This is a genomic window from Pseudoclavibacter sp. VKM Ac-2867 (assembly GCF_015351275.1).
In the GTDB taxonomy this organism is placed as follows: Bacteria; Actinomycetota; Actinomycetes; order Actinomycetales; family Microbacteriaceae; genus Pseudoclavibacter.
This window is the reverse complement of sequence record NZ_JADKSL010000006.1, coordinates 65,123-91,590: the sequence shown is the minus strand read 5'-3', so window position 1 is coordinate 91,590 and position 26,468 is coordinate 65,123. Positions and strand designations below refer to the sequence as shown.

21 protein-coding genes are annotated in these 26,468 nt (G+C 69.3%); 10 read left to right on the top strand and 11 right to left on the bottom strand.

The genetic code is table 11. The features are described from left to right. Positions 1-102: 102 nt before the first annotated feature. The 3 genes from ITJ67_RS07805 to ITJ67_RS07795 are packed head-to-tail and all read left to right on the top strand — an operon-like array spanning position 103 to position 4,876. A complete protein-coding gene (locus tag ITJ67_RS07805) occupies positions 103-1,125 on the top strand; it encodes a 3-oxoacyl-ACP synthase III (RefSeq protein WP_160071656.1) in 1,023 nt (340 codons plus the stop codon). After that, positions 1,119-3,857, top strand: a complete 2,739-nt coding sequence (locus ITJ67_RS07800; RefSeq protein ID WP_194677257.1) for an alpha/beta fold hydrolase — start codon at positions 1,119-1,121, stop codon at positions 3,855-3,857. The genes ITJ67_RS07805 and ITJ67_RS07800 overlap by 7 nt, the downstream gene beginning before the upstream one ends. Then, entirely contained in the window at positions 3,854-4,876 is a 1,023-nt protein-coding gene (locus ITJ67_RS07795; RefSeq protein WP_194677256.1) for an NAD-dependent epimerase/dehydratase family protein, read from the top strand. The genes ITJ67_RS07800 and ITJ67_RS07795 overlap by 4 nt, the downstream gene beginning before the upstream one ends. Before the next feature lie 16 nt (positions 4,877-4,892). Here the strand turns inward: ITJ67_RS07795 and ITJ67_RS07790 are convergent, their stop codons facing one another. Together ITJ67_RS07790 and mgtE are read right to left on the bottom strand one after the other, a co-directional pair. Next, the gene (locus ITJ67_RS07790) at positions 4,893-7,370 is read right to left on the bottom strand and encodes a helix-turn-helix transcriptional regulator (RefSeq protein ID WP_194677255.1); all 2,478 of its coding nucleotides are present in this window, start codon (positions 7,368-7,370) and stop codon (positions 4,893-4,895) included. Between the two features lie 331 nt (positions 7,371-7,701). Beyond that, positions 7,702-9,054, bottom strand: a complete 1,353-nt coding sequence (gene mgtE, locus ITJ67_RS07785) for a magnesium transporter (protein ID WP_160071648.1) — start codon at positions 9,052-9,054, stop codon at positions 7,702-7,704. A 69-nt stretch (positions 9,055-9,123) separates the two neighbouring features. On the opposite strand from mgtE, the gene ITJ67_RS07780 reads away from it, so the two are divergent. Beyond that, the gene (locus ITJ67_RS07780; protein WP_194677254.1) at positions 9,124-11,373 is read left to right on the top strand and encodes an ATP-binding cassette domain-containing protein; all 2,250 of its coding nucleotides are present in this window, start codon (positions 9,124-9,126) and stop codon (positions 11,371-11,373) included. Here ITJ67_RS07780 and ITJ67_RS07775 read toward each other — a convergent pair. Continuing rightward, the gene (locus ITJ67_RS07775; RefSeq protein WP_194677253.1) at positions 11,370-12,302 is read right to left on the bottom strand and encodes a DUF4031 domain-containing protein; all 933 of its coding nucleotides are present in this window, start codon (positions 12,300-12,302) and stop codon (positions 11,370-11,372) included. The two genes, ITJ67_RS07780 and ITJ67_RS07775, sit on opposite strands and share 4 nt — an antisense overlap. 28 nt (positions 12,303-12,330) lie before the next feature. Between ITJ67_RS07775 and ITJ67_RS07770 the strand changes: the two genes are divergently transcribed. Genes ITJ67_RS07770 through ITJ67_RS07760 form a run of 3 tightly spaced genes read left to right on the top strand, consistent with a single transcriptional unit; the run spans position 12,331 to position 15,498 of the window. Then, a complete protein-coding gene (locus tag ITJ67_RS07770) occupies positions 12,331-13,416 on the top strand; it encodes an S-(hydroxymethyl)mycothiol dehydrogenase (RefSeq protein WP_194677308.1) in 1,086 nt (361 codons plus the stop codon). Beyond that, positions 13,413-14,054, top strand: coding sequence for an MBL fold metallo-hydrolase (locus ITJ67_RS07765; protein ID WP_323741422.1), 642 nt, complete (start codon positions 13,413-13,415; stop codon positions 14,052-14,054). Before ITJ67_RS07770 ends, ITJ67_RS07765 begins: the two co-directional genes overlap by 4 nt. Continuing rightward, on the top strand, positions 14,044-15,498 hold the full coding sequence (locus ITJ67_RS07760) for a dihydrolipoyl dehydrogenase family protein (RefSeq protein ID WP_194677252.1): 1,455 nt from the start codon (positions 14,044-14,046) through the stop codon (positions 15,496-15,498). The genes ITJ67_RS07765 and ITJ67_RS07760 overlap by 11 nt, the downstream gene beginning before the upstream one ends. Before the next feature lie 635 nt (positions 15,499-16,133). On the opposite strand, the gene ITJ67_RS07755 is transcribed toward ITJ67_RS07760, so the two are convergent. Then, positions 16,134-16,715, bottom strand: coding sequence for an MOSC domain-containing protein (locus ITJ67_RS07755; protein ID WP_160071640.1), 582 nt, complete (start codon positions 16,713-16,715; stop codon positions 16,134-16,136). A gap of 7 nt (positions 16,716-16,722) precedes the next feature. Next, complete coding sequence (locus tag ITJ67_RS07750) at positions 16,723-17,079, bottom strand: DUF5997 family protein (protein ID WP_201297726.1); 357 nt, start codon at positions 17,077-17,079, stop codon at positions 16,723-16,725. A 96-nt stretch (positions 17,080-17,175) separates the two neighbouring features. On the opposite strand from ITJ67_RS07750, the gene ITJ67_RS07745 reads away from it, so the two are divergent. Next, complete coding sequence (locus tag ITJ67_RS07745) at positions 17,176-17,985, top strand: substrate-binding domain-containing protein (protein ID WP_160071637.1); 810 nt, start codon at positions 17,176-17,178, stop codon at positions 17,983-17,985. 220 nt (positions 17,986-18,205) lie between these two features. On the opposite strand, the gene ITJ67_RS07740 is transcribed toward ITJ67_RS07745, so the two are convergent. Then, positions 18,206-19,822, bottom strand: coding sequence for an HNH endonuclease signature motif containing protein (locus tag ITJ67_RS07740; protein WP_194677251.1), 1,617 nt, complete (start codon positions 19,820-19,822; stop codon positions 18,206-18,208). Positions 19,823-19,976: 154 nt separating this feature from the next. On the opposite strand from ITJ67_RS07740, the gene ITJ67_RS07735 reads away from it, so the two are divergent. Continuing rightward, complete coding sequence (locus ITJ67_RS07735) at positions 19,977-20,540, top strand: dihydrofolate reductase family protein (RefSeq protein WP_194677250.1); 564 nt, start codon at positions 19,977-19,979, stop codon at positions 20,538-20,540. 13 nt (positions 20,541-20,553) lie between these two features. Here ITJ67_RS07735 and ITJ67_RS07730 read toward each other — a convergent pair whose 3' ends face one another. Next, entirely contained in the window at positions 20,554-21,597 is a 1,044-nt protein-coding gene (locus tag ITJ67_RS07730; RefSeq protein WP_194677249.1) for an LLM class flavin-dependent oxidoreductase, read from the bottom strand. 94 nt (positions 21,598-21,691) lie between these two features. On the opposite strand from ITJ67_RS07730, the gene ITJ67_RS07725 reads away from it, so the two are divergent. Next, a complete protein-coding gene (locus tag ITJ67_RS07725) occupies positions 21,692-22,255 on the top strand; it encodes a dihydrofolate reductase family protein (protein WP_194677248.1) in 564 nt (187 codons plus the stop codon). Here ITJ67_RS07725 and ITJ67_RS07720 read toward each other — a convergent pair. The 4 genes from ITJ67_RS07720 to ITJ67_RS07705 all read right to left on the bottom strand — a co-directional run bounded on the left by ITJ67_RS07720 (position 22,240) and on the right by ITJ67_RS07705 (position 26,321). Then, entirely contained in the window at positions 22,240-23,739 is a 1,500-nt protein-coding gene (locus ITJ67_RS07720) for a hypothetical protein (RefSeq protein WP_194677247.1), read from the bottom strand. The two genes, ITJ67_RS07725 and ITJ67_RS07720, sit on opposite strands and share 16 nt — an antisense overlap. After that, on the bottom strand, positions 23,726-24,409 hold the full coding sequence (locus tag ITJ67_RS07715; RefSeq protein WP_194677246.1) for an ABC transporter ATP-binding protein: 684 nt from the start codon (positions 24,407-24,409) through the stop codon (positions 23,726-23,728). Before ITJ67_RS07715 ends, ITJ67_RS07720 begins: the two co-directional genes overlap by 14 nt. A 56-nt stretch (positions 24,410-24,465) precedes the next feature. Continuing rightward, positions 24,466-25,644: an aminotransferase class I/II-fold pyridoxal phosphate-dependent enzyme gene (locus tag ITJ67_RS07710; protein WP_194677245.1), complete on the bottom strand. Its 1,179-nt coding sequence runs from the start codon at positions 25,642-25,644 to the stop codon at positions 24,466-24,468. Between the two features lie 68 nt (positions 25,645-25,712). Further along, positions 25,713-26,321, bottom strand: a complete 609-nt coding sequence (locus tag ITJ67_RS07705) for a hypothetical protein (protein ID WP_194677244.1) — start codon at positions 26,319-26,321, stop codon at positions 25,713-25,715. Between the last annotated feature and the right edge of the window lie 147 nt (positions 26,322-26,468).

The window sequence follows — 26,468 nt, the reverse complement described above, 5'->3', positions numbered from 1 at the left end:
GCTAATGATCGGGCCTGAGAATACGGTCATCGACGAACACCTAGACTGACGTGGTTACGCCCCTCCCCACTCTCTGCACGGCTCAGGACGCAAATTACATCTATGACAGGTAACGCGACTACTCGCTTCCACAACGTCTCGCTGCTGTCGGTTGCGAGCAGCCTTCCCTCGAAGGCAACGGCTTCGGCAGACATCGAAGGCAAGCTCGCCGCCGGCTTGAAGCGGCTTCGACTCCCAGGCAACCTCCTCGAGCGCGTCGCCGGCGTGACCGAGCGACGGAACTGGGCTGAGGGCGAATCGTTCACCGAGGCGACCGTCGCCGCCGGCCACGAGGCGCTCCGCCGCGCGGGTGTGGACGCGAGCGAGGTGGGCCTGCTTATCAACACGTCAGTGACCCGCACCCATCTCGAGCCATCGGTGGCCGTGCGCATGCACCACGGCCTGGGTATGCCGAGCTCCGCCGTGAACTTCGACATCGCGAACGCGTGCCTCGGCTTCGTGAACGGCATGACGCTCGCAGCGCAGATGATCGAGGCGGGCCAGATCCGCTACGCCATCATCGTCAACGGCGAGGACGCCGACGAGATCCAGGTGAACACCATCAACCGACTGCTCCGCGACGACATCGGGCGCGAGGACTTCATGAGTGAGTTCGCGAGCCTCACGCTCGGCTCCGGTGCGGCGGCAGCCGTGCTCGGACGCACGGACGAGCACCCCGAGGGGCACCAGATCCTCGGCGGCGTGACGCGAGCAGCGACCCAGTTCCACGAGCTGTGCGTCGGCAGCGTGCAGGGCATGTTCACGGATGCCAAGGCGCTGCTGCGCGGCGGCCTCGACCTCGTCGTGTCGGCCTGGAAAGAGGCGCAGACCGACTGGAACTGGTCGTCGATGGACCACTACATCACCCACCAGGTGTCGCGCGTCCACACCAACGCGATCGTCAAGGCCGTCGGCCTCGACGCCAAGCGCGTGCCGACCACCTACCCGACGCTCGGGAACGTCGGTCCCGCGTCCATCCCCATCACCCTCGACCTGCAGTCGAAGAGCCTGAAGCGCGACGACCGGGTCCTCCTCATGGGGGTCGGGTCCGGCCTCAACACGGCGATGATGGAGCTCAAGTGGTGAGGTCGGCCTCTCGCCCACCCGCCGGCCTGCCCGGCCTCCAGGAACGATTCAGCCGCCTCGTCGAGACGACGGGCGTCGGCGAGGACACCGGCTCGAGCCGCACCTGGCACCTCCTCGACACGGGGCCGATACTCCAGGAGCTGGGCATCGAACCCGTCGGCACGGTCCTCGCCGTGCACGGCAACCCCACGTGGTCGTACCTCTGGCGCTCGCTGGTGAGCGAATCGATCTCGGCCGCCGAATCCGGGGCGGCCGCGTGGCGCGTCATCGCGGTCGACCAGCTCGAGATGGGCTTCTCCGAGCGCACCGAGGTGCGTCGCACGCTCGAGCAGCGCATCCTCGATCTCGGCGCACTGACCGACGAGCTCGGTCTCAGCGGCAACGTCGTCTCACTCGGCCATGACTGGGGCGGGGTCGTCGCGCTTGGCTGGGCGGTCCGCCACCCGGAGCTGCTCACGGCGGTCGCCTCCCTCAACACCGCCGTCGACCAGCCGAGCGAGCTGCCCATCCCGGCCGCCCTGCGTCTCGCCCGCTTCGGCCCCGTGCTGCGCGCATCCACGTCGACGAGTCCGGCCTTCCTGGCCACGACGCTCGCCCTCGCGAATCCGCCGCTCGCCCCCCAGGTGAAGGCCGCCTACTCGGCGCCCTACCTCGATCGGGCCTCGCGGCTCGGCATCGAGCAGTTCGTGGCCGACATCCCGGTCGACGAATCCACACGGAGCCACGAGGCGCTGCAGGGTGTCTCCGCTGGTGTCGCCGCGCTCGACGTGCCAGCGCTGCTGCTCTGGGGCCCCCGCGACCCGATCTTCACCGACCTGTACCTGGGTGACCTCATGCGTCGCCTCCCCCACGCTGAGGTGCACCGCTTCGAAGGCGCTGGACACCTCATCGCGGAGGACACCCCGTACGCGACGCATCTCCTCGCCTGGCTCGACGACGTCGCCGCGGGAACTGCTCGTCGCCGGGGCCAGCACGCTCCGGAACCGAGCCCCGAGGACGCATCCACGCCCATGTGGGCTGCACTGGACGAGCACCGTGACGACCCGAGCATCGCTGCCCTCGAGATGGGGCGCGGGACGGATGGAGCTCCGCTGCGGGTCTCCTGGCGGCAGCTTGCGCGCCGAGTCGACGAGATCGCGGCCGGCCTGAGCGCCGTCGGGGTGCGCCGGGGCGACCGCGTGTCGCTGCTCGTGCAGCCTGGTGTCACCCTCACCGCCATCGTCTACGCCTGCCTGCGCATCGGCGCCGTCGTCGTCGTCGCGGATGCCGGGCTCGGCGTCAAGGGTCTCTCACGCGCCGTCCGCGGCGCCTGGCCCGACGTCATCATCGGCCAGGTCCCCGGTCTGACAGCGGCCAAGGCGCTCGGCTGGCCTGGCCTGCGCATCAGCGCCACGAGCATCCCGGCCAGCGCTCGAGCCGCCCTCGGTGTGGCGCACTCGCTCGCCGAGGTGGCCGCCCTCGGGCGCGGCGCGGCGCTGCCGACTCCTCCAGGTCCAGAGGACCTTGCAGCGGTGCTGTTCACCTCGGGCTCGACCGGACCCGCGAAGGGCGTCGTGTACACGCACCGCCAGTTGCAGGCAGTGCGGGACACGCTCCGCGACACCTACGGGGTGACGGCCGAATCGGGCCTCGTCACGGGCTTCGCCCCCTTCGCCTTGCTCGGCCCGGCCCTCGGAACCCGATCGGTGACGCCGGATATGGACGTCACCTCCCCCCGAACTCTCACGGCCACGGCCGTGGCTGATGCGGTCGTAGCGGCGGATGCGCGCATCGTGTTCCTCTCGCCCGCCGCGATCCTCAACGTCGTCGCGACGCGCGACGACCTCGATGCGGCGCAGCGCGAGGCCCTCGGGAGCGTCGACACGTTCCTCTCGACGGGGGCGCCCATCGGGGCGCGGCTGCTCGACGACGCCTGCGCCCTCATGCCGAACGCGGAGGCGCACACGCCGTACGGGATGACCGAGTGCCTGCTCGTCACCGACATCGACCGCGAGGGCATCTCCGCCGCCGCGCTCGCCGCTGACCACGGAGTGTGCGTCGGCACGCCGATCGGGCGCAACGTCGTCCGCATCAGCGCTCTTGACGAGACGGGTGCCGCGACCGGCGCCCCCTCCGACCAGGCTGGAGTGCTCGGCGAGGTCATCATCAGCGCCCCACACCTCAAGGAGCGCTACGACCGCCTCGCGATGACCGATCGGGCGGCCGTGCGCGATCTGCCCGGCGGCGGCGCAGGGTCCGCCAGTCGGGGACCTTCCGATCAGGCCTGTTCCGATGACGCACGTTCCGATCACGGACATCCCGATCACGATGACCGGCGCCGCTGGCACCGCACGGGCGACGTCGGCCACCTCGACGCCGAGGGACGCCTCTGGATCGAGGGGCGCCTCCCCCACGTCTTCGTGACGGTCGACGGTCCACTCGCGCCGGTCGGCACTGAGCAGGACCTCGAGACGCTGCCGTGGGTGCGGCGCGCCGCCGTCGTCGGTGTCGGACCAGCCGGAACGGCGCAGGCGGTGGCCGTGCTCGAGACCCGGGAGCCTTCTCGCGGGGTCCGTGTGGCCGAGGCGGAGCTCGCCGACGCGCTCCGCGCCTCCACGACGCAGCCCCTCGCTGCCGCCCTCATCGTGCCCGAGCTGCCCACCGACATCAGACACAACTCGAAGATCGACCGGACCGCGCTCGCCAGCTGGGCTGAGCGCGCGCTCTCCGGGGAGCTGGTGTCGGCCCCATGAGGGTGCTCGTCACTGGGGCGAGCGGCATGCTGGGGCGCGCCGTGGCGGTGCAGCTGCGCGACGAGGGCCATGAGGTCACGACGATGCAGCGCAGCGCGAGCGGCATCGCCGGAGTGACGGACGCGCTCGGCTCGATCACCGACGACACAGCCGTTGCGCGTGCTGTCGTCGGCATGGAGGGGGTTGTCCACCTCGCGGCCAAGGTGTCGCTGAGCGGAGCGGAGGCGGAGTTCGAGGCCGTCAACATCGCCGGGACCGAGCGTCTCGTGGAGCAGGCGAAGGCTGCGGGTGCGACCCGCTTCGTCATGGTCTCCTCCCCCTCCGTGGCCCACTTCGGTGCCGCCATCCACGGCGCGGGTGCGGATGAGGCCAGGCCCGACCTCGCCCACGGAAGCTACGCCCGGACGAAGGCGGAAGCGGAGCTGCGTGCTCTCGCCGCCGACTCCCCGGACTTCGCCGTCGTCGCGGTGCGCCCCCACCTGGTGTGGGGCCCCGGTGACACGCAGCTCGTGGCTCGCATCCTCGACCGGGCGACGAGGGGCACGCTGCCGCTCCTCGGGCGCGGTGCGGCCCTCATCGACTCCTGCTACGTCGACAACGCCGCGTCGGGTATCGCAGCGGCGTTGCGGCGAGCGCCGGTCGCCCACGGCAACAGCTACGTCATCACGAACGGGGAGCCGCGGACCGTTGCGGAGCTCATGGAGGGGATCTGCCGCGCGGGTGGAGCGCCGCCGCCCCGACTCCGAGTGCCAGCCGTCATCGCTCGGGCCGCCGGCTCCCTCATCGAGGGCGTGTGGCGCATCCGACCGGGGCAGGATGAGCCGCCGATGACAAGATTCCTCGCCGAGCAGCTCTCGACGGCGCACTGGTTCGATCAGCGACGCACGCGCGCGGATCTGGACTGGACGCCGGCGGTCTCGCTGGAAGAGGGGCTGCAGCGACTCACCGACCACACCGCGGGTTCCGCCTCGGGATCCGGCTCGCATTCCGGCTCGGGATCGGGCCGAGAGCGACGCTAGCTCGTGTCAGGCACTCCTAGTCGAGGAAGCCCCGCCGCTCGGCGGCAGCCACCGCGGACCGCCGGTCGCCGGTCCCGAGCTTGCGGAACGCGCTGCGCAGCTGAGCACGCACGGTGTGCACGGAGACGAAGCGCTGCGCGGCGATCTGCGCGTTGGTCCAGTTCTGGCCCACGAGCCTGAGCACCTCGATCTCGGCGCTCGAGAGCTCCTCGCCGACCGTGCAGGCTGACAGGGGTCGGGAGTCTGCCGCGACGACAACAAGAAGGGCGGCGATGCGGCCCGGCAGCTTGTCGCTGATAGACGCCATGAGGGCAGCGTCGCTGTCCGTCGCGAAGCGGAGCGCGAACCGGGCGTTGCGGTCGTCGAGGCACTGGGTGGCGATCGTCGCGATGCGGTTGGCGGCGGCGGCCAGGTTGCCCATCCGCAGCAGGCACAGCGCCGTGATCGTTCTCGCGATCGATGCGAACCTCGAGGCGAGCTTGGTGTCGGCCAGGGCTGCTTCAGCGAGTGCGATGGCTTCTCTGTGCCGGCCGCTGGCGAGCTCGACGAGGGACCGGGCGAGATTGATGTAGCAGTCGCCCGGCGCACCTTGGTAGTCGGCCGCCCGCTGCGCGCGAGCGCTCTGGCCGCGAGTGAGGAAGAAGGTGGTCGCCGCGAACGTCAGCAGAGTGGAGGGTCGCCCATCGCGCCAGGACTCGGCGCTGAGCTCGAGGAGCTCTTCGACCTCGGCGACCGGGTCCTCGTCGCCGACGAGGGCTTCCATGAGGATCCGGACGCTGGCCGCCGTGTCTTTCGGCAGGACCGCTCGCGGCAGGTCTCGGAGCTTCCTGGCCACGTCGAGCGCCCCGGCTTCCTTGCCGTCATCGAGGAGCTCGAAGCACTCGGCGAAGCCCGGGAGGCTCCGGCCGCTGAGCATCTCCGCGTCGGTCTGGCGGACGCCGCAGATGACGCCGATGATCTCGACGTGCCGCAGCGCATCGGCGTCGGTTCGGTTGAAGCCCTCGCCCTGCTCGGCGGCGAGCGCGGCGAGCTCGAGCGCGAAGGGCAGGTCGTCGGAGAGGATCGCTGCCCACTCGAGCACGAGGCAGTCGGCTGCGAACCGGCCGCGAGCGACGGGAGAAGCGGCGAGCGCGGCGAGCAGGGTTTCGTCGACGTCGCGGATGAGTGCCTTCGCATCCTGGAGGCCCCGCCGGGCAGCCGCACGGTCGCCCCCGAAGGAGGTCGCGAGCGAGTGCCTGGTGACCTGAGCGAACAGTCCGACGGGGTCACTTGGGGCGATCCTCGTGGTCGCGAGGCTGGACTCGCGGAGGCTGAGCAGGACGCCCCGTGTCGCCCCGAAGCGTCGCCATTTGAAGAGCGCGACGAGCAGGCGTGTGCTCACGAGTCGAGCGAGCACGCTCGCGGGGACTTGCACCATCTCCTCGACGCTCTCGCGGGGCGCGTACTCGTAGATGGTCCTGAAGTGACGCTGCGCTATCGACTCGACCTCACCCCACGCGCGAGCCCTCAAAGCCAGGAAGAGTCGCTGCATGACGTTCTGCTCCCCCGGGAAGAATCCGATGGCCCCGGAGGCGAACGTCCGCGCCTCGTGTGGGGAGCGGTCGGCGGTGAGGAGCCTGAAGGTGTCGGCGTGCCAGACGAACTCGACGTCGAGCGTGAGACGGTTGATTTCGGTGGTGCCGTACGGCGAGGAGACGAGCTGGTCGAACCAGTGATCACCGGCGATCTCCGCGGTGAGCAGCTGGAGGTCGCCCCTCGAGAAGCGGCGCAGCACGCTCAGGGCTCGCATCATGCGGACCGCGTCGACGCGGTCGAGCTCGGCGGGGTCGAAACGGCGGAGCTCCTGCAGCGTCATGGCCGCGCTCGACGTGCCACCGACGACGGACCATCCTTCCGCGTCCGCGTCCGCGTCAGAACGGGAGCGCTGCAGGGCGATGCGGGTTGTGAGGGGGTGGCCAGCGAGCGCATCGAGGAGCCGCATCCGAAGCTCTGGCAGTGCCCCCGGTTCGTTGAGGGCCAGCAGCCCGTCGAGCTCGGAAGCGTCGAAGGCGAGCTGGCTCGGGTGGATGACCATGCCTTCGGGGCCGAGCGAGGAGGCCCAGTCCGGCATGCCGAGGGAGGCGATGAGGAACCGCACACCCAGCTCGCGGTCGGGGCCAGCCACAAACCGCCTGATGTGCTCCCACAGCTCGTCGTCCTGCGCCACGATGAGGTCGTCGAGCATGACCGCGGTGCGCCCCGTGTGCGCCCCGGAGTCGAGCTCGGCGAGGACGCGAAGCAGCTCGGCCCGAGAGGCGCACCAGAGGACCGTGGAGCCGGCCGCTCCGAGCTTGCCCCGCATCTGCCTGAGGAGGGTAGTGCGACCGTCGCCCGGCATCCCGACGATGAGGGTGAGGCGCTGTTCGGCGAGCGCGAGCCCCGAGAGCCGGTCGCGTTCGAGCGTGTGCCAAGGCTCTGCGGCTCGAGCTCCATCGTTGAGCGTGCTGCTGGACATGCTTGTTTCCCCCGCTGGTTCTCAGCGCTTCGCGCTGCGGACTCCCCCCAGAGTCCTGCGTCGTGTCGGAGCTCGTCCTCCGTCGCCACGCCTCGGCCCACGATACGGTTTCGGAGTTACGCGCGTCGTATACGGTCCGGCGCTGTCCGGCGATCTCCATCTGAGGCGACGAGCGGAGGAGACGTGTGCAGTGCGCCGTGTCCGATTTCGCCCCCCTTGAGAAGCAGAATTGACCGTCGCTTCGCGAGCCCCGCGAGCTCGAGGAGCATGAGATGCCCCCGAATCAGCTCGGGTGTGTCCGACCTCTGGACGGGAGCCAGGGGCGCATAGGTCAGATGCCCAGCACGGATTTCGCGATCGAGAAGTAGACGATGAGTCCCGTCGCGTCGCAGAACGTCGAGATGAAGGGCGTCGAGAAGACCGCCGGATCGACCCGGATGGACTTCGCGACCAGCGGCATGACGCCGCCGACGGTCGCCGAGATGGTGCAGACGGAGAGCAGCGTCAGGCCGATGACGGTGCCGATGCCCAGCCCGTAGAAGAACGTCGCGACGGCGAAGGCAACCGCGCCTAGCGAGATGCCGAGCACGATGCCCGTGCGCAGCTCCTTGAGGGCGACGGGCCAGGCGTTCCTCGGGCGCACCTCCCCCATCGCCAGGGCCCTCGTCACGGTTGTCGCGGCCTGCGAGCCCGTATTGCCGCCGATACCCGTGAGGAGCGGGATGAACAGGGCGAGCGCGACCTGCTGCTCGAGGGTCGCCTCGAAGAGCTCGAGGACACTGACGGTCAGGATGGCGGAGATCGCGAGCACGAACAGCCAGACGACGCGCGAGCGCACGACCGCGAAGACGGGGGTCGTCAGGTAGGGGCGCCTCAGCGGCTCGGAGGCTCCCGCGTGCGCCTCGTCCTCGTCGCGGGCGGCCTCGACCATGCGGTGTGCGTCGTCGCCCGTGAGGAGGCCGAGGAGGCGCTCCTCGCGGTCGACGATGGGCATCGCGAGGACTCCCCGGTCCACGAGCGTCCGTGCCGTCACCTCCGCGTCGTCATCGGCGTGCGCGTAGAGGGCGGTCGCCATGTGCTCCTCGACGGCGTCGTTCGGCGACGCGAAGAACAGCTCGCGGAGACTGACGACCCCGAGGAGGCGCCGCCCATCGTCGATGACCGGGATCGTGTAGATCGTCTCGGCGTCCGCGCCTCGCTGCTGGATGCGCTCGAGCGCCACTCCGACGAGCTCCTGCGCGTACACGTGCACGTAGTCGGGCGTCATCCGCCTGCCGACGGAACCGACCGGGTAGCCGAGGATGATCGCCGTCTCGCCGCGTTCATCCGCCGGCAGCTCCTGCACGAGGCGCTTCGCGATCTTCGCCGGGAGCTCGTCCATCAGCGCGACCCGGTCGTCGGCGTCGAGCTCCGCGAACACCCGCGCGACGTCGGCATCGGAGAGCTGCGTGACGACCTCACGCTGCGCTGGGGCGTCCATCCGCTCGAACACGGTCATGGCCTCGTCCTTCGGCAGCAGCCGGAACGCGACCCCGGCATCCCGGGCCGGGAGGCGCTCGAGCAGGACCGCGACGTCCGGGAGCGGCGCGCTCCCCAGGGCGGTCGCGGCGGCGCTCAGGTCTCCGCGAGCGAGATCGGTCGTGACGAGTTCGACGAGATCGTCGAGGGAGTGGATCGGAGGCATGGGGGCATCGAAGCACACCCTGACCTCCGGAGCGTGGCTCGCACCCCGGCGGGTCGCTACGATCACCGCATGCATGAAACCATCCGCGTGCGCGGCGCTCGCGAGAACAACCTCAAGGGAATCGACGTCGACATCCCGAAGCGGAAGCTCACGGTCTTCACTGGCGTCTCCGGATCAGGCAAGAGCTCGCTCGTGTTCGGGACGATCGCGGCCGAGTCCCAGCGCCTCATCAACGAGACGTACACGGCCTTCGTGCAGTCGTTCATGCCCAGTCTCGCGCGGCCGGACGTCGAGGTGCTCGAGGGGCTGAGCGCGTCCATCGTGGTCGACCAGGAGCGCATGGGCGCGAACGCCCGCTCCACGGTGGGCACGGCGACCGACGCGCACACGATGCTCCGCATCATCTTCTCCCGCCTCGGGGCTCCATCGGCGGGACCGGCCGGCCACTTCAGCTTCAACCTCGCCGAGGGCATGTGCCCTCGCTGCGAGGGCATCGGACGCATCACCGACCTCGACATCGATGAGGTCGTCGATCGAACGAAGTCGCTGAACGAGGGCGCGATCACGATTCCCGGCTACAAGGTCGATGGGTGGATGGTGCGCGGATACTCGGACGCGCCGTTCCTCGACGGCGACAAGAAGGTTGCCGACTTCTCTGAGGCAGAGCTGCACGACTTCCTCTACAAGGAGCCGACGAAGGTCAACATGCCGGCCCTCAACATGAACCTGAGCTACGAGGGGCTCATCCCCCGCATCCAGAAGTCGATCCTGTCGAAGGACCCGGAAGCGGTGCAGCCCGCGATCCGCGCCTTCATGGACCGTGCGGTCACGTTCACCGCCTGCCCCGAGTGCGGGGGGACGCGCCTGAACCAGGTGGCCCTCGCGAGCCGAATCCAGGGCAAGAACATCGCCGACTGCTCGTCGATGCAGATCAGCGACCTGGCGGCGTTCATGAAGGGTGTGCGGGATCGGCAGGTCGCCCCGGTCATCGCGACTCTGCAGGAGACGCTCGACTCCCTCGTGAACATCGGGCTCGGCTATCTGAGCCTCGACCGCGAGTCGGGGAGCCTCTCGGGTGGCGAGGCACAGCGCGTGAAGATGGTGCGGCACCTGGGCTCGAGCCTCACGGACGTCACCTACGTGTTCGACGAGCCGACGGTTGGGCTCCACCCGCACGATATCCAGCGCATGAACGAGCTCCTGCTTCGCTTGCGCGACAAGGGGAACACGGTGCTGGTCGTTGAGCACAAGCCCGAGACGATCGCGATCGCCGACCACGTCGTCGATCTTGGGCCCCGCGCAGGGTCCGGCGGCGGAGAGCTGCAGTTCGCGGGCACGGTCGAGGGACTGCGCGCGTCGGGGACCCTCACGGGCAAGCACCTCGACGACAGGGTCTCGCTCAAGGAGGAGACGCGCGGTTCGAAGACGAGCCTCGAGATCCGCGGGGCGACGCGTCACAACCTCAAGGATGTGGACGTCGATATCCCCCTTGGCGTGCTGACGGTCGTGACGGGGGTCGCGGGCTCGGGCAAGAGCTCCCTCATCCACGGGTCGATCCCGAAGTCGGCCAATGTGGTCGTCGTCGACCAGACCGCCATCCGCGGCTCCAGGCGGAGCACGCCCGCCACCTACACGGGGGTCCTCGACGCGATCCGGGCGGCCTTCGCGAAGGCCAACGGCGTCAAGCCTGGCCTGTTCAGCGCTAACTCCTCTGGTGCCTGCCAGAAGTGCAACGGCCTCGGGGTCATCTTCACGGACCTCGCCATGATGGCGGCGGTGTCGACGGTGTGCGAGGAATGCGAGGGCAAGCGCTTCCAGGCTGAGGTGCTCGCCTACACGCTCGACGGCAAGAACATCAGCGAGGTGCTGTCGATGTCGATCGCGGAGGCGCACGAGTTCTTCGCCACCGGTCCCGCCAACAAGGTGCTGGGGCGCCTCGTCGACGTCGGGCTCGGCTACCTGGGGCTCGGGCAGCCGCTCACGACGCTGTCGGGTGGCGAGCGCCAGCGGCTCAAGCTGGCGATCCACATGGCGGAGAAAGGCGGCGTGTACGTGCTCGACGAGCCGACGACGGGCCTGCACCTCGCGGATGTGCGGCAGCTGCTCTCGCTCCTGGATCGGCTCGTGGACTCGGGCAAGTCGGTCATCGTCATCGAGCATCACCAGGCGGTCATGGCGCACGCCGACTGGATCATCGACATCGGCCCCGGCGCTGGCCACGATGGCGGCTCGGTGGTGTTCGAGGGGACACCCGCGCAGCTCGTGGCCGACCCGTCGACCCTCACCGGCAAGCACCTCGCGGGCTACGTGGGCGCCTAGCGTCGAAGTGCGTCGAGCTCGTGCTCGAGGTTTCGTCTCGCCCGTTCCTCCCAGTCCTCCGGGGCGGCGGGTGACACGAAGAGGCGGGGCGTCGCGAGCAGTGTCTCGAGCACGGACGCGCGGCCGGCTCGCCACTGCTCGTCGGTAACGTGCGCGAAGTCGCGCTTCACCAGCGCGACGTAGCGCGCGTAGCCGTCCTCCGAGCGTGCGAGGACGGCGAGGTCGGCGTCCATGAGGATCTGACCGGCCGCGTCGCTCTCCGCCACCGTGTGGACGATGGTCGCGAGCACGAGGCGCTCGACGTCGGCGACGAGGGTGGAGTCGACGCCGAGGGCCGTGAGCCGCTCGACGGCGAGGTCGGCGCTGGCGCGTTCGTCGTCGCCTGCGGCGCCCTCGTAGACCGCGTCGTGGAACCAGGCGGCGAGCCTGGCGGTCAGCAGTTCGCGCTCGGCCAGGGGCTCCCGGGTCTCGGCGGCGCGGAGGCGCATGATGTCGATGGCGTCCAGCACCGAGAGCAGGTGCGTCACGTCGTGGTAGTGCCGGGAGGGAGCCGACCAGGCGTCCAGGAGCTCGTCGCGCAGTGCATCCGTCGCCCGCTGCCTGCCACCAGTCACGGGCAGCTCGAGCTCGGCCCAGCGTCGGACGAGGGTGAGCCGGGCTCGCTTGGGCCTGTCGCGCGCGGGCACGCGCACGCCTCCCGCGACGAGTCGGCGCACGAGCTCGGAGCCCCCGACGGGCTCGGCCCCGAGCGCGACGAGAGCGCCGTACTGCTCGGCCGGGACGTCGTAGTGGTCGACGTCGAAGGCGCGGTCGCGGATGCCCGCCTTCCGGGCGAAGGCGTGCAGCTCGTCGACGGAGTCGTCGGACACGAGATGCGAGAACGTCGTGCCGTGCGCGGGCCAGACGGGCGGATCGATCAGGATGACCATCCAGAGAGACTACGACTACCCTTGCCACATGGTCTCCCGTGTCAAAGGTGCAGTTGTCCGTGGCAAGAACGAACCGGTGTCGATCGAGACGGTGCTGGTCCCCGATCCGGGGCCAGGCGAAGCCGTGGTCGACATCATCACGAGCGGTGTCTGCCACACCGATCTCCACTATCAGCAGGGTGGGATCAGCGATGACTTCCCGTTCCTGCTCGGCCATGAGGCCACCGGTCGCGTGTCGGCGGTCGGCGAGGGCGTGACGGAGGTCGCGGTCGGCGACCGGGTCATCCTGAACTGGCGCGCGGTGTGCGGCGAGTGCCGTGCCTGCGCGAAGGGGCAGCCTCAGTACTGCTTCAACACCCACAACGCGACGCAGAAGATGACTCTGGAGGACGGCACGGAGCTCTCCCCCGCTCTCGGCATCGGCGCGTTCATCGAGAAGACACTCGTCGCCGCTGGCCAGTGCACGAAGGTCGACGAGGAGTCGGATGCGGCTGCCGTCGGTCTCCTGGGCTGCGGCGTCATGGCCGGCATCGGTGCCGCCATCAACACGGGCGAGGTGAAGCGCGGCGAGTCGGTCGCGGTCATCGGCTGCGGTGGGGTGGGCATGGCGGCGATCGCCGGGGCCGCCTTGGCCGGGGCGACGACGATCATCGCCGTCGACATCGACCCAGCGAAGCTGGAGCGTGCCGCCCACTTCGGGGCGACGCACACCATCAACTCCCGTGAGGAGGACGTCGTCGAAGGCGTCAGAGCCCTCACGGGCGGGTTCGGAGCCGATGTGGTCATCGAGGCCGTTGGTCGACCCGAGACGTACAAGCAGGCGTTCTACGCCCGCGACCTCGCCGGTCGTGTTGTGCTCGTCGGGGTGCCGACGCCTGAGATGACCCTCGAGCTTCCGTTGCTCGATGTCTTCGGCCGCGGCGGCTCTCTGAAGTCGTCCTGGTACGGGGACTGCCTCCCGAGTCGCGACTTCCCGATGCTCGTCGAGCAGTACCGCCTCGGCAGGCTCGACTTGGACGCCTTCGTCTCGGAGCGCATCGGCATCGACGACATCGAGGCGTCGTTCGGCCGCATGAAGGACGGCACGGTTCTGCGTTCGGTGGTGGAGCTGTGAGCGGCCACGGCAAGGTGCGCATCGACCGTGTCGTCACGAGCGGCACGTTCTCCCTCGACGGGGGCACGTGGGACGTCGACAACAACGTGTACCTGGTCGGCGACGACGAGGACGTCGTCGTGATCGACCCGGCCCACGACGCCCAGGCTGTGCGTGACGCGGTCGGCGACCGCCGCGTGCGCCGGGTGCTCCTGACGCACGGGCATGACGATCACATCGCGGCGGCGCAGGAGTTCGCGACGCTCGTGGACGCGCCCGTCGCGCTGCACGACGGCGACCGGATGCTCTGGGATGCGGTCTACCCCGATTCGGCTCCCGACATCGAGCTCGCGGACGACGACCGCGTCGTGATCGATGAGGTCGACCTGCAGGTGCTGCACACGCCGGGCCATTCGCCCGGGTCGGTCTGCTTCTACGCTCCGGCCCTCGGGGCGCTGTTCAGCGGAGACACGCTCTTCAGCGGCGGGCCCGGGGCCACGGGTCGGAGCTACAGCGATTTCGGGACGATCATCGCGTCGATCTCGGAGCGCCTGCTGACGCTGCCGGCGGAAACGAAGGTCTTCACGGGTCACGGGGATTCGACGACGATCGGGGCGGAATCGCCGCACCTCGAAGAATGGATCGCGCGTGGCCACTGAGTCTCAGCCCTCGTCCGAGGCGAACGTGCCTCCAACCAGTGCGACGACGTTCGACGTCATCGTCATCGGCGCGGGCCCCGTCGGGGAGAACGTGGCTGACCGCACTGTCCAGGGTGGCCTGAGCACGCTCATCGTCGAGAAGGAGCTCGTCGGCGGTGAGTGCTCGTACTGGGCGTGCATCCCCTCGAAGGCGCTCCTTCGAAGCGGGGCTGCTCTGCGCGCGGCGCGGGCCGTGCCGGGCAGCCGCGAGGCGGCGACGGGTGACCTCGACGTGTCGGCAGTCCTGGCCCGTCGCGACTCGTACGTGTCTGGGTGGAGCGACGACGGTCAGGTGGCCTGGTTGTCGGACGCCGGCATCGAACTCGTCCGTGGGCATGCCCGCCTGACGGGTGAGCGTGAGGTGACGGTCGGCGAGACGACGTACTCGGCGCGTGTCGCCGTCGTCGTCGCGACCGGATCGGCGGCGCTGCTGCCGGACATCCCGGGGCTTGCTGACGCGGAGCCGTGGACGAGCCGAGAGGCGACGTCGGTCGAGCGCATCCCAGAATCGATCACGATCGTCGGCGGCGGCGTTGTGGCGGTCGAGATCGCGACCGCATACACGGACCTCGGCGCCCAGGTGACGCTGGTCGCCCGGAGCACGGTCCTCGGCGGCTTCGAGGAGTTTGCTGGTGAGGCGGTCGTGGCGGCCCTGCGTTCGCGTGGGGCGACGATCATCACGGGCGCGTCGCCAACCGGTGTTGCCCGGGCTGCGTCCGGTCTTGTCACGGTGACGCTCGACGACGGCCGCACCCTCGAGAGCAGTGAGCTTCTTGTGGCGACGGGCCGGGTCCCGCGCACGGGCGATGTCGGTCTCGAGACGGCCGGGCTCGAGTCCGGGGCCTGGATCGATGTCGACGACACGATGCTCGTCCGCGGCAGCGACTGGTTGTACGCGGCGGGCGACGTCAACCATCGCGCCCTGCTGACGCACCAGGGCAAGTACCAGGCGCGGGCGGCCGGTGACGCGATCGCGGCGCGCGCCGCGGGACGCACCCTCGACGATGGACCCTGGGGCACGCACGTGGCCACGGCTGATCACGCCGCGGTGCCTCAGCTCGTCTACTCGGACCCAGAGGTCGCCGCTGTCGGGCTCACGAGCGGTGCCGCCGAGAAGCAGGGCCTTCGGGTGCGGGCCATCGACGTGCCCATCGGCAACGTGTCGGGGGCTTCGCTACACGCGGAGGGCTACGAGGGAACGGCCCGGATGGTCGTGGACGAAGATCGCGGGGTTGTCGTCGGGTTCACCATGGTCGGCCCCGACGTGGGCGAGCTGCTGCACGCGGCGACGATCGCGGTCGTCGGCGAGGTGCCCCTCTCACGGCTGTGGCATGCGGTTCCGTCGTTCCCGACGATCAGCGAGCTCTGGCTGCGGCTGCTCGAGGGCTACGAGCGCCCGCGGTAGCAGTAGCAGTAGCGGTTGCGGTTGCGGTTGCGGCTGCGGTTGCGGTTGCGGTTGCGGTTGCGGCAAACGCTCAAGCGATTGCCCACCGGCGGAGGGTGCGAGCGGGCTTCGAAACACTCTCCCGCCGGTGACTGGGCGAGGCAGACGCGCGGCTCGGCTTCAAAGGGTCGAGGCTCGAGGCTCGACGGCAGCAGACGGGCGGCTCGACCTCGGCAGACGGCTCGGCGTCAGTAGACCGGCGGTCCGGCGTCAGCAGACCAGCCGTCCGGCGTCAGCAGACCAGCCGTCCGGCGTCAGCAGACCGACGGCTCGGCGTCAGCAAACGGGCGGGAGCCAGGTGTGCACGAGGCCGTGTGCTTTCGGCGCTTGGTCCGGGATCCGGCGCTCGGTCTCGCGCCGGCTCTTGCTCCGACCCGGGTCTTACTCTTGTTCTTGCTTTGACTTCAGTTTTGACTTCGGCTTCGGCGACGGCGACGGCTCTGACTTTGCCTTGGCTTTCGGTTCGGCCTCGACCGGTTCCGACCTCGGCTCCGGTTCCGACTTTGGCTCCGGATCCGGTTCCGACCTCGGCTCCGGATCCGGCACCGGCACCGAGTTCGACTTCGACTTCGACTTCGACTTCGACTTCGCTCGTCTCAGCCGCCGTGGGCGCCGGAGAAAACCTGACGAACTGTCGGCGCACCCTCGGCCGTCTCGAGGACTTCGACGGTGTCGCCCGCCGCGATCTTGCCGTTCCTCGCGACGCGCAGGTAGGCGCCGACGCGGGCGGCTGAGCTGAATCGCTTCACCCAGCCACGTTCGTCGTCTCCCCCGACCCACCTGGCGAAGGTCTGGCATGGGACACGCGGGGCGGTCACGACGAGTTCGACGACGCGGGACGAGCCCGCGGCGGTGAGGTCTCCGATGCGGAGGGTGTCACCGATGTGGAGTTCGTTGACGTCGAGCCCGTCGATGCGGAGGTTCTCGCCGAAGAAGCCCGGTGGAAGCTGACGGCCGAGTTCTTCAGCCCAGTGGTCGGCGTCGATCTGCGAGTAGGCGTAGACCGCCTGGTCGAGGCCGCCGTGGTGCTTTCGATCGGCTTGCACGTCGCCGTAGACCCCGTAGCGCCCCACCTTGACGGCGCCCTCAAGGGTTCGCTTGTCGATCGCAGTGACGCCGACGGCACCGGGGTCCCGGCGGAGCTGCGCAACGGCGCAGACGGCGAGCAGCTGGGCCAAGGTCGGCTCAGTTCTTTCGCTTCGCGTGCAGTTCGGCGACGCGGGCGTTCTCGGCGCGGACCTTCGCCTGGACGCCCCGCTCGTGGGAGAGCCACGATGGAGCGTTCTCGAGCAGGGCCTGGATCTCTTCGGTGGTGAGCGCTTCGGTGACACCGCCGCGGGCGAGGCCGGAGTTGGTGATGCCGAGCTTGCGGGCGACGATGTCGCGCGGGTGGGGACCCGTGCGGCGCAGCTCCTGCAGCCATTCGGGCGGGGTCTCCTGCAGCTCGAGGAACTCGCTCCGGGTGAGCGGGGCTTCCTGGAACGCTTCTGGGGTTGCCGGCAGGTAGATGCCGAGCTTCTTGGCGGCGGTCGCCGGCTTCATGGTCTGGTCTGACCCGCGGTCGGCCGCGGTGTGGCTCTCGGCCGAGTTGCCTTCTGATTCGCTCATCTGAGCATCGTACCCAGTAGCCTTGCGGGCATGGAGACTCCGACGCACCTCACGGTCGCTCTCGCCCCCGGCATCAACCCACGGAAGTGGTCTCGAGTGTGGGAGGAGCGGAGAGCAGAGACGCCGCTGGAGTTCACGACCCTGCATTCGGCCGAGGCCAGGCAGCTCGTTCTCGATGACGGAGCGCAGGTCGCCTTCGTGCGGCACCCCTTCGAACGTGAGGGGTTGAACGCGATCGATCTGTTCGCCGAAGACGTGGTGGCTGTGGTGGCGGTCGAGTCGGATCTCGACATCGATGAGCCGTTGCGGTTGGAGGAGCTCGACGACTGGCAGCTGGTGCTGGCTGCGTGGACCCCCGATTGGGCGGAGGCGGCAGAGCGCCTTGGGCTCGATTCGGGCGCGGCGGCCATGACGACCGATCCGGCGGATGCGATGGAGCTTGTCGCGGGCGGCGCGGGGGTCGCGATCGTCCCTCAGTCGGTCGCGAGGCAGCACGCTCGCAAGGACGTCACGTATCGGGTCATCAGCGACCTCCCTCGGGTTCCCGTTTCTGTGGTCTGGGCGGTCGCCGACGACCGTCTCGACACCGAGGAGTTCGTGGGCATCGTCCGCGGGCGCACCGCGGGCAGCTCGAGGGGACGCACCGGCGCGAAGTCGGCCGCGCTGCAGCGGGAAGAGCAGCAGGCGCTAGCGGAGGCCGAGCGCCGCGTGAAGGAGCAGCAGAAGAAGCGGGCGACCGCGAAGCGAATCGGAACCTCCTCCGGAACGAGCCGCGGCGCGCAGCTCGCCGCGAAGCGCGCCAAGGCGGGCGGATCGGGCGGCAAGCGCAAGCGCCGCTAGCGCTGGCTGGTTCGCTGCTCGCTGGTTCGCCGCCCTTCTGCCTGCTGGCTTGCCAAACAGATGTGCCGACAAACCAACGCGCGGGCAGGCAGGCTGGCGGGCTGGCAGGCAGGCAGGCAGGCAGGCAGGCAGAGCTCTTGCCGCATTCTCTAGCAGGCTTCGGGTGAGACCTCGCGCCCGGGGCAGCGATCAGCCTTCCTGACGCCGCTTGGCTCCGAGCTTAGAAGGGCGGCGGTTCGTCTGCGCTCCCCCGCTGTTCCGACTCATCTGCGGTTGGCGGCTCGGCGTTGCTGTTCTGCTGAGACGCAGGCCACGGCATCCCCGTGCCTGTCGCGGCGCGGCCGTCGCGCGCCTCGTCGCTCGGCCTGAATTCGACGTTGGGGTTGGCGTGAGTGTCGTGGTGTTCTGGGCGGTCGGTGTAGCTCTTGCCGCTGGGGGTGCGCCATTCGAGGACACCACCTCCGAGTTGTCTCACAGTCCAGGCGGTGGCGTGTTTCATGACGTGGTGCCCTCTGCACAGTCCGCAGAGGTTGTCGATGCTGGTTGTGCCGCCGTGTTCCCAGGCGTGGGTGTGGTCGAGGTCGCAGCGGGCGGCGGGTTGCCGGCAGCCGGGCCAGCGGCAGTGGATGTCTCTCGCGGTGAGGAAGGCCCGCATCGCCGCGGTGGGGCGGTAGGTATCGACGGCCGCGACCGCTCCCGTGATGGGGTGGGTCAGGATGCGCTGGAATGAGGGAGCGTTTGCCGCGAGTCGCTTTGCTTCCTCGAGCGGAATGGGTGACATGCCGTTGAGCAGCGCGGGCGCCGGAGTCAGGCGGGAAGAATCCGAGGCGAGAGCGCCGCCAGTGCCGAGGAGCGTGAGGATCGGGAACGTGAACTGCACGCTCGCCTGGATCCCCGCAGCCGCGACGTTGGAGGTGGGCGTCGAGGTGAGGAGCACGTCTGCGAACAGGTCGGCCTTGACCTGGTCGACCGTCCGCTCATCCGGAGCCTCGTCCAGCATCTCGCCCGGCCCCTCAGCGCGGGCCCCGCTCGCGGCGCTCTCGCTGTTCCCAGTACCCCCGGTGCTCTGAATGTTCCCGGCACTCTGGGTGTTGCCGGCACTCCCGTCGCTGCCCGTGCTGCCCGTGGGTGCAGGCCTCGCCCGGATCACGGCCTTCGCCTGCTTGCGCAGGCGGTCCGCGATCGCCTTGCCCTCGATGAGCGGCAACCGCGCTCGCAGAAGGCACATGCCGTTCTCCGCCTCGGTCACCGACACGTACCGCGTCGTCCGCGCCCGCGCGAACCGCTCGCACACCGACTCCTGCGTCAACGACTCGGCGACCCTCGCGGCCGCCACCCGCAACGCGCGGGGCGGCAGCACCCGCGCACCGACCTCCGTGAGCATCTCGCGGACGAACGCAGCCCGCCGCGCTGTCTGCTCCACCGCATCCACATGCGACACCGACAGACCTGCCTCGGTCAGCACCCGCAGCTGCGCCTCGCTCACCGCGCCCGCACCCAGTGCGTCCACGAGCCCCGGGAACTCACGCACCGCTGTCACCGCCTCCTGCAGCAGTCCCTCCGCGACCGACTGCCCAACCTGTTCGACCAGCGCCACCTCGGCTGCCAATGACCGCACATGCAGACCGTGCTCCACCGAGCCCTCAGCCGCATCCAAGGCTGCCGCAATCTCCGCCAGCTCAGCCCGAACTCGCACCTGCGCCGCCGCGACCACAGCAGCCGCTGCCATCAGCCCCGTCTCCCGCGCCAGGAGCAGCCGACGACGCGCAGCGACCGACCCCGGATCGCGGGGATCGCACCCCAGCCCGGTCGGCGTCACATCATCGGTCGAAGACATACCCGCATCTTGGACCGGACCACCGACAATCGCGGCCCCAGAGGCTCACAACCCAGTGAAAACCCAGATCAGACGGCGAGTTTCCGAGACGCCGGGACGCCTTTGCTGCCCCAGCCGGTGGTAGATTCAAAGGCACGAACAAGGAGGTTCGCTGATGCGCAAGGTCACCTACTCACTGGCCCTCACCCTCGACGGCTACATCAAGGACTCGGACGGCAGCTTCGACTGGGGGGACCCCAGCGAAGAGGTGTTCCGCTTGGCGACTGAGGAAGTTCGAGCAGCCGACTTCCACCTGATGGGTCGCCGCCTCTACGAGACGATGGTCTATTGGGAGCCGACCGATGAAGCGCGGGACTACGGGGACCTCGAGACGGAGTTCGCCGAGCTCTGGCGTGCCCTGCCGAAGATCGTGTTCTCGAACACGATCACCGAGGTGCAAGGCAATACGCGGATCGCCGGAAACGGACTCGCCGAGGAGATCGAGCGCCTGAAGGCTGAACCGGGAGAAGGACCGATCGCGATCGGTGGAGCAGAGCTGGCGCATCAGGTGGCTGATCTCGATCTGATCGACGAGTACCTGCTGCGCATCTGCCCCGTCCTCGTCGGAGGCGGCACGCCGTTCTTCTCACAGAACGACCGCCGCACGAACCTCGAGCTGCTCGACTCCCTAACCTTCGAGTCGGGCGTCGTGCATCTGCGCTACCGAGTCCTGCGCTGACCCGGACTGTCGATTACACCTCGCGCGACCAGCCGATCGCCGGAGCGATGTGCTCGGCGATGGTGGCGAGCATCCGCGTGTTGTAGGCGACACCGAGCTGATTCGGCACGGTCAGCAGGAGGGTATCCGCCGCCTGGACGGCAGCATCCGCTGCGAGCTCCTCGGCGAGACGATCGGGAGCGCCCTGGTAGGTGCGACCGAAGCGTGAACGCATCCCATCGAGTACGCCGACCTGATCGCCCTCCCCGCCACCTCGCCCGCCGAAGTAGGTCACGTCCTCGTCGGTGGTGATGGGAATGACGCTGCGGCTCACCGAGACCCGGGGCTCTCGACGGTGTCCTGCGGCTGCCCATGCGTCGCGGTACCCCTGGATCTGCTCGGCCTGAAGCTCGTCGAAGGGCACGCCCGTGTCTTCCGTGAGCAGCGTCGAGCTCATGAGGTTCATGCCCTGCTCCGCTACCCACACGGCGCTGGCGCGGCTCCCGGAGCCCCACCAGATCCGGTCGTCCAGGCCGGCGGACTGTGGCTGGATGGGGAGCGGCGCCGTCGAACCTGTCATCTGCGGGTTGCCGGCGACGAGCCCCGCACCGGTGATCGCCGCTCGGAACAGCTCCGTCTTGGCGCGAGCCAGCTCGTCATCGGTCTTGCCTTCAGGCGGTGTGAAGCCGAACGCGTGCGCGCCGTCCTGGGCAGGCTCGGGCGATCCTCGGCTCAGACCGAGCTGGAGCCGCCCCTCGCCGCCGGCGTGTTCGCTGATGAGGTCGGCAGCGGCAGCCTCCTCTGCCATGTACAACGGGTTCTCGTAGCGCATGTCGATGACGCCGGTGCCGATCTCGATGCGGCTGGTCCGAGCCCCGACGGCTGCCAGGAGCGGGAATGGGGCAGCAAGCTGTCGCGCGAAGTGATGCACGCGGTAGTAGGCGCCATCGATGCCGAGCTCTTCCGCCGCGACCGCGAGTTCGATGGACTGCACGAGCGCATCACCGCCCGTTCGCGTGCCCGACTGCGGAGACGGGTGCCAGTGCCCGAACGAGAGGAAGCCGATTTTCTTGCGCATGCTGAGCACAGCGTCTGGGATGGATGCCGCATTCCCGAGACCGCTCGCGTGTCGCCCTCTCCCGAATGTCGGAGGTCGGGGTTACCTTCCTCGCATGACGAACGTGATCTACAACACCGCCACAACCCTCTCCGGCTTCATCGCCGACGACAACGACGCTCTGGACTGGCTGTTCGTCGTCGACCAGCCCGACGACGACAGCTTCGCCTCGTTCCTGGCGAGCGTCGGGGCGCTCGTGATGGGATCGACCACCTACCAGTGGGTCTACGACCACGAGGGTCTCGACGAGCATCCCGAGAAGTGGCGAGCCTCCTACGCCGACCGGCCGACGTTCGTGTTCACGAGCCGCGACCTGCCCGTCCCTGAGGGACTCGACATCCACCTCGTGCGGGGTGCCGTCGCCGACCACATCGGCGCCATCGCTGCCGCCGGCGGCGACCGCAATGTCTGGGTCGTGGGTGGCGGAGACCTCGCCGGCCAGTTCTACGACTCGGGCCACCTGACTGAGATCCGCCTCTCGATCGCGCCGGTCACCCTGGCCTCCGGCGCTCCGGTGCTCCCCCGCCGCATTGAAGCGGATGCACTGCATCTGATTTCAGCGCACGCCCGGGGACAGTTCGTGGAAGCGCGCTACGAGGTGCGCTACCCGCGGAGGTGACGAAGACGCGATCTCGTCGCGAGAGCGAGCACAAACGCGCCCGCGAGCAGAAGCACGACCGAGACGACAGGAAGGCCCACGGTCCAGAGCATCGTCGTGGCGAGCCCGATGAGCGCAGCGATGATGACCGAGTCGAGCTGCCAGACGAGCCTCGCGAGCACGGACACGTCGCCGACCTCGCTCGGCATGGGCGTCAGGAGCAGCGGAGGGAGGTGCCCGCGGCCCGCTTCGTAGGCGCGCACGGCGACCATGGCGAGGCTTGCGAGCAGGGGCGCGGCAGCACCACCGCCACCGCTCGAGACGAGGAGCGTGACACCGACGACAAGGAGGATGACGACCAACGGGAACACGGCGTGCAGCAGGAACTGCTCTGCCGTAGGCGTTCCGAAGACGGCGGCACCGGCCGCTGCGTCTGCCGCATGCCGGAACCCCTCGGTGAACGGGGCCAGGGCGAGGAACATCAGAATGGAGCCACCGACAGCGGCCAGCGCGGCGACCGCCGACGGGCTGACCGCCAGACCCATGAGGAGGGCCGCGACCACAACCCCGACGAGCCCGAACGCGGTGCGCTGCGGTGTCCGCAACGCACCGACCGCATCGCGGACGAGCATGGAGAGCACGCGCGGCCCGCCGACGACGGCAGGAACCCCCCTCCCCACCAAGGGCAACTCGCGGTAGGCCGCCGATGCGCCTGACAACTCCCCGGCAGCTGCAGCGAACGCGGCAGCCTCACGGCGCCGAGCTTGCCGAAGGAGCGCGTCACCCCGCAGTCGGTCTAGCAGCCGAGGCACGGATACAAGCGCAGCCGCCAAGACCCCGAGGAGCGCCAGCGCACCGACGAGAACGAGACTCAGGCCGCCGTCATGACCAAGAAAACCCTCGAGGGCCGAATGAAGCCCTTGACCGTTCCCACCACTCCGGCCCACGACGCCGGTCCAGATCGACCCGAACCAGGCCCCGACCCCAAGGGGCGACACCCCGAGAAGACCGAGAGCGATCGCCGCCACCCATGCGCGCAGGCTGCCGATGACCTGCCCCACAAGCGCCGCGACCACGCCGAGGTAGGCCAGTGCGACGGACGCCGCCACGAAGCACACCACTGGCACCAGAGGGGCCCCGACGCCCACGACCAACGCGGCCCCAAGGAGACAGGCAAGTAGCCCCGTCCCCACCGAGGCAGCGAGCACACTCCGCCGGAACGGCTGACGCAACGAGAAGCGCCTCGGCACGTGATTGGAACCGAGGGTGACCGTCGCGAAGGGATCAAGAAGTGCCGGACCACGAGTCGTCCCCACCAGCAGGCCGAGCGGCACCACCGCCGCAGACAAGACCCGCAGCTGCTCCGCGAACGCCGGGGACGTGAGCCAGGCGATCGAGGCCGGTTCCAGGAGCGCAATGAACAGCATCCGCGCCAGCGGCGCGACCGCGACGAGCACCACCGCTCCCGCAAGGTACGCGCGATACGCATCCTCACGCCGCCGCACGCCCACCGCCCTTGCCCTGGTTGTCGGCGTCGCGTTCGCGTTCCCCGGCAAGCCGCAACTCGTCCGCGCCCAGCGCCTCGATGAGCGCTCGGCTGTGGGTCGCGACGATGATCGCCGCGCCCCTGTCTCGCTCTTCCGTCAGGATGCGGGCAAGCAGCTCACGTCGCTCCTCGTCGAGACGCTGCTCGGGTTCATCGAGCACGAGCACGTCGAACGGGCGCGCCAGCACCGTGGCCAGTGAGAGCAGCTGGAACTGCCCGGACGAGAGCTCGTGCGGGAACCGCGTCGCAAGGTGCTCGATGCCGAGGCGCGCCAGCACCGAATCGGCGGAACGCTGCCCCTCGAGCGTGCTGGTCCCCCACGACGCTGCGACCGCCGTCAGATGCTCTCGGGCAGTCAGGGTCAGCGAGAACGGGACCGATCCGAGCAAGGCCGCGAGGCTTCGCCGGAACCGCGGACTCCGTTCATCCACCGGCCCGTCGTCGAGGAGGATTCGGCCCTCGCTCGGCCTCACGAGCCCGGCCAGCGCGCGGAGCAGCGTCGTCTTCCCGGAGCCGTTCGACCCGGTGAGGCACAGCACCGATCCGGCAGGCACCGCGAGATCGACATCGGAGAGCACCCGCATGCCCCCACGCTTCACGGAGAGACCCTCGACGCGCACGACTGGCATGCAGCCATCCTCCCCTCGACCAGGACCGCGATCAAGTCGTTCGGGGCCAGACCCGCTCACGGCAGCAGCCCTTCGACGAACGACTCGAGGCGGCGCAGCCCCTCGACGAGCTCCGTTCGCGAGGCGGCGTAGGAGAGCCTGACGTGGCTCTCGCCCGTGTGCGCCCCGAAGTCGCGGCCAGGCGTCAGCGCGACCTGGGCCTCCTCGAGGGCCCGTCCGCAGAAATCCCACGAGGACAGACCGGTCCGAGACACGTCGAAGTACACGTAGAAGGCACCGTCGGGCAGCACCGGAACGGGGAGTCCGATGCGCTTCAGGCCCTCGAGCACGAGATCGCGACGATCGGCGAGCTCGACCCGGCGCTCTTCGCAGATCGACAGCGACTCGGGGGTGAACGCAGCGAGCGCGGCAAGCTGTGCCGGTGCCGACGCCGACAGGAAGTAGTTCGTCGCGAGCTTCTCGACGGCCGGAACAAGAGCCTCCGGGAGGACGGCCCAGCCGAGTCGCCAGCCGGTCATGCCGAAGTACTTGGAGAAGCTGTTGACGACGATCGCTTCAGGGTCGACGTTCAGGACGCTCCGCGGCGGGGTGCCACCCTCGCCCGGGTCGGAGAGGTTCAGATAGATCTCGTCGACGATTCGCCACGCGCCCCGCTCGCGGGCGAACGCGCAGAGGGTGGCAAGCTCCTCGAATGGCACGGAGGTGCCGGTCGGGTTCGATGGCGTCGCGATCATGATCGAGGCCGTCCGCTCACCCCAGACCGCTTCGACGCTGGGCACGTCGAGCTGGTAGCGAGATTCAATGCTCGTGGGGACGCCGACCACCCGCCCGCCGAAGCTCTCGACCAGCTGCCGATTGCAGGGGTACGACGGATCGGCCATGATCACATCGTCACCGGGGTCGGTGGTGGCGGCCACGACGACGAGGAGGGCTGCCGATGCGCCTGAGGTCACGAGGATGCGGGCCGGGTCGACCTCGACGCCGTGACGGATGCGGTAGAACTCGCTGATCGCCTCGCGCAGCGCTGGGAGACCGAGCGCGACGGTGTACGGGAGCGGTCGACCGTCCATGGCCTCGCGCATCGCCTCCCGAACCTGGGGTGGCGCCCCGAAGTCGGGTTCCCCCAAGGAGAGCTTCACGACGCGCTTGCCCTCGGCTTCGAGGGCAGCGGCGCGCTGCCCGAACGCCATGGCGTGGAACGGCTCGACCGTCTGGGCGCGATGCGAGAGCTTCATGCCCCAAGGATGCCAGGTAGCCCGGTCTCGCGGCGGTGAGCGGGCGCGCCTGCTGAGCAGCGTGAGGCTCAACTGCTGGTGGCGCCAGCCCCAGCCTCCGTGCACTCGTTCTCGGAAGGTGAAGGGGCCGGGTCGTCGACGAGTGCGCGCACTCGCGGGCTCCTGCCCGCCTGGGTGTGCAGCCACGTGCCCGCTGGGATGGTCTTGATCAACTGCCAGGCGTCCCGGTCAAGGTGCCCAGAACGGGGCGAGAAGACCTCCTCGAGAAGACGGGGGTCGTCACTGATGAAGGCCGCCATTCCCTCCTCCAGCCACACCGGTCTGCTCTGCCCTCGTTCTCCGGGGCGTGCGCCTTGGACCCGCAGCGCTCCGGTCCGGTCTTTGGCGATCATGACCGCGGATGGTACGAGCAGCTCCGGGAGGTCGTCGAGCTCGTCCAGGAATCGTCGCCCCTGGGCCCGCAGCACGACGGATGTCGCCGGCTCGCTGGAGAGGCGAGTGAGGAAGATGAGGTCGAGGTGCCTCGTTCGGACCTCGGTGAGGGCCCGCTCCAATGGTCGCGCGAGCAGCCACGGTGCACCCGAACCGTGGTCGGCGACAACTCGAAGCAGCCCCTCGACGATCGCCCACCGGACGGCGGGGTGCACTTCCTGGTCCGGATGTACGAGTATTCCCACGGCTCTCCAACCTCGCGAGCGGTGTTGCTCCGCGCTGAAAATCTCCGCGCAACGTAGCACGCCGAAGGGGCATCCGCCTCCTGTTCGCGACGAATTCGTCTTCACATATGGCGGAATCCGGCATCCCCGACCCACCCCGAACGGGTG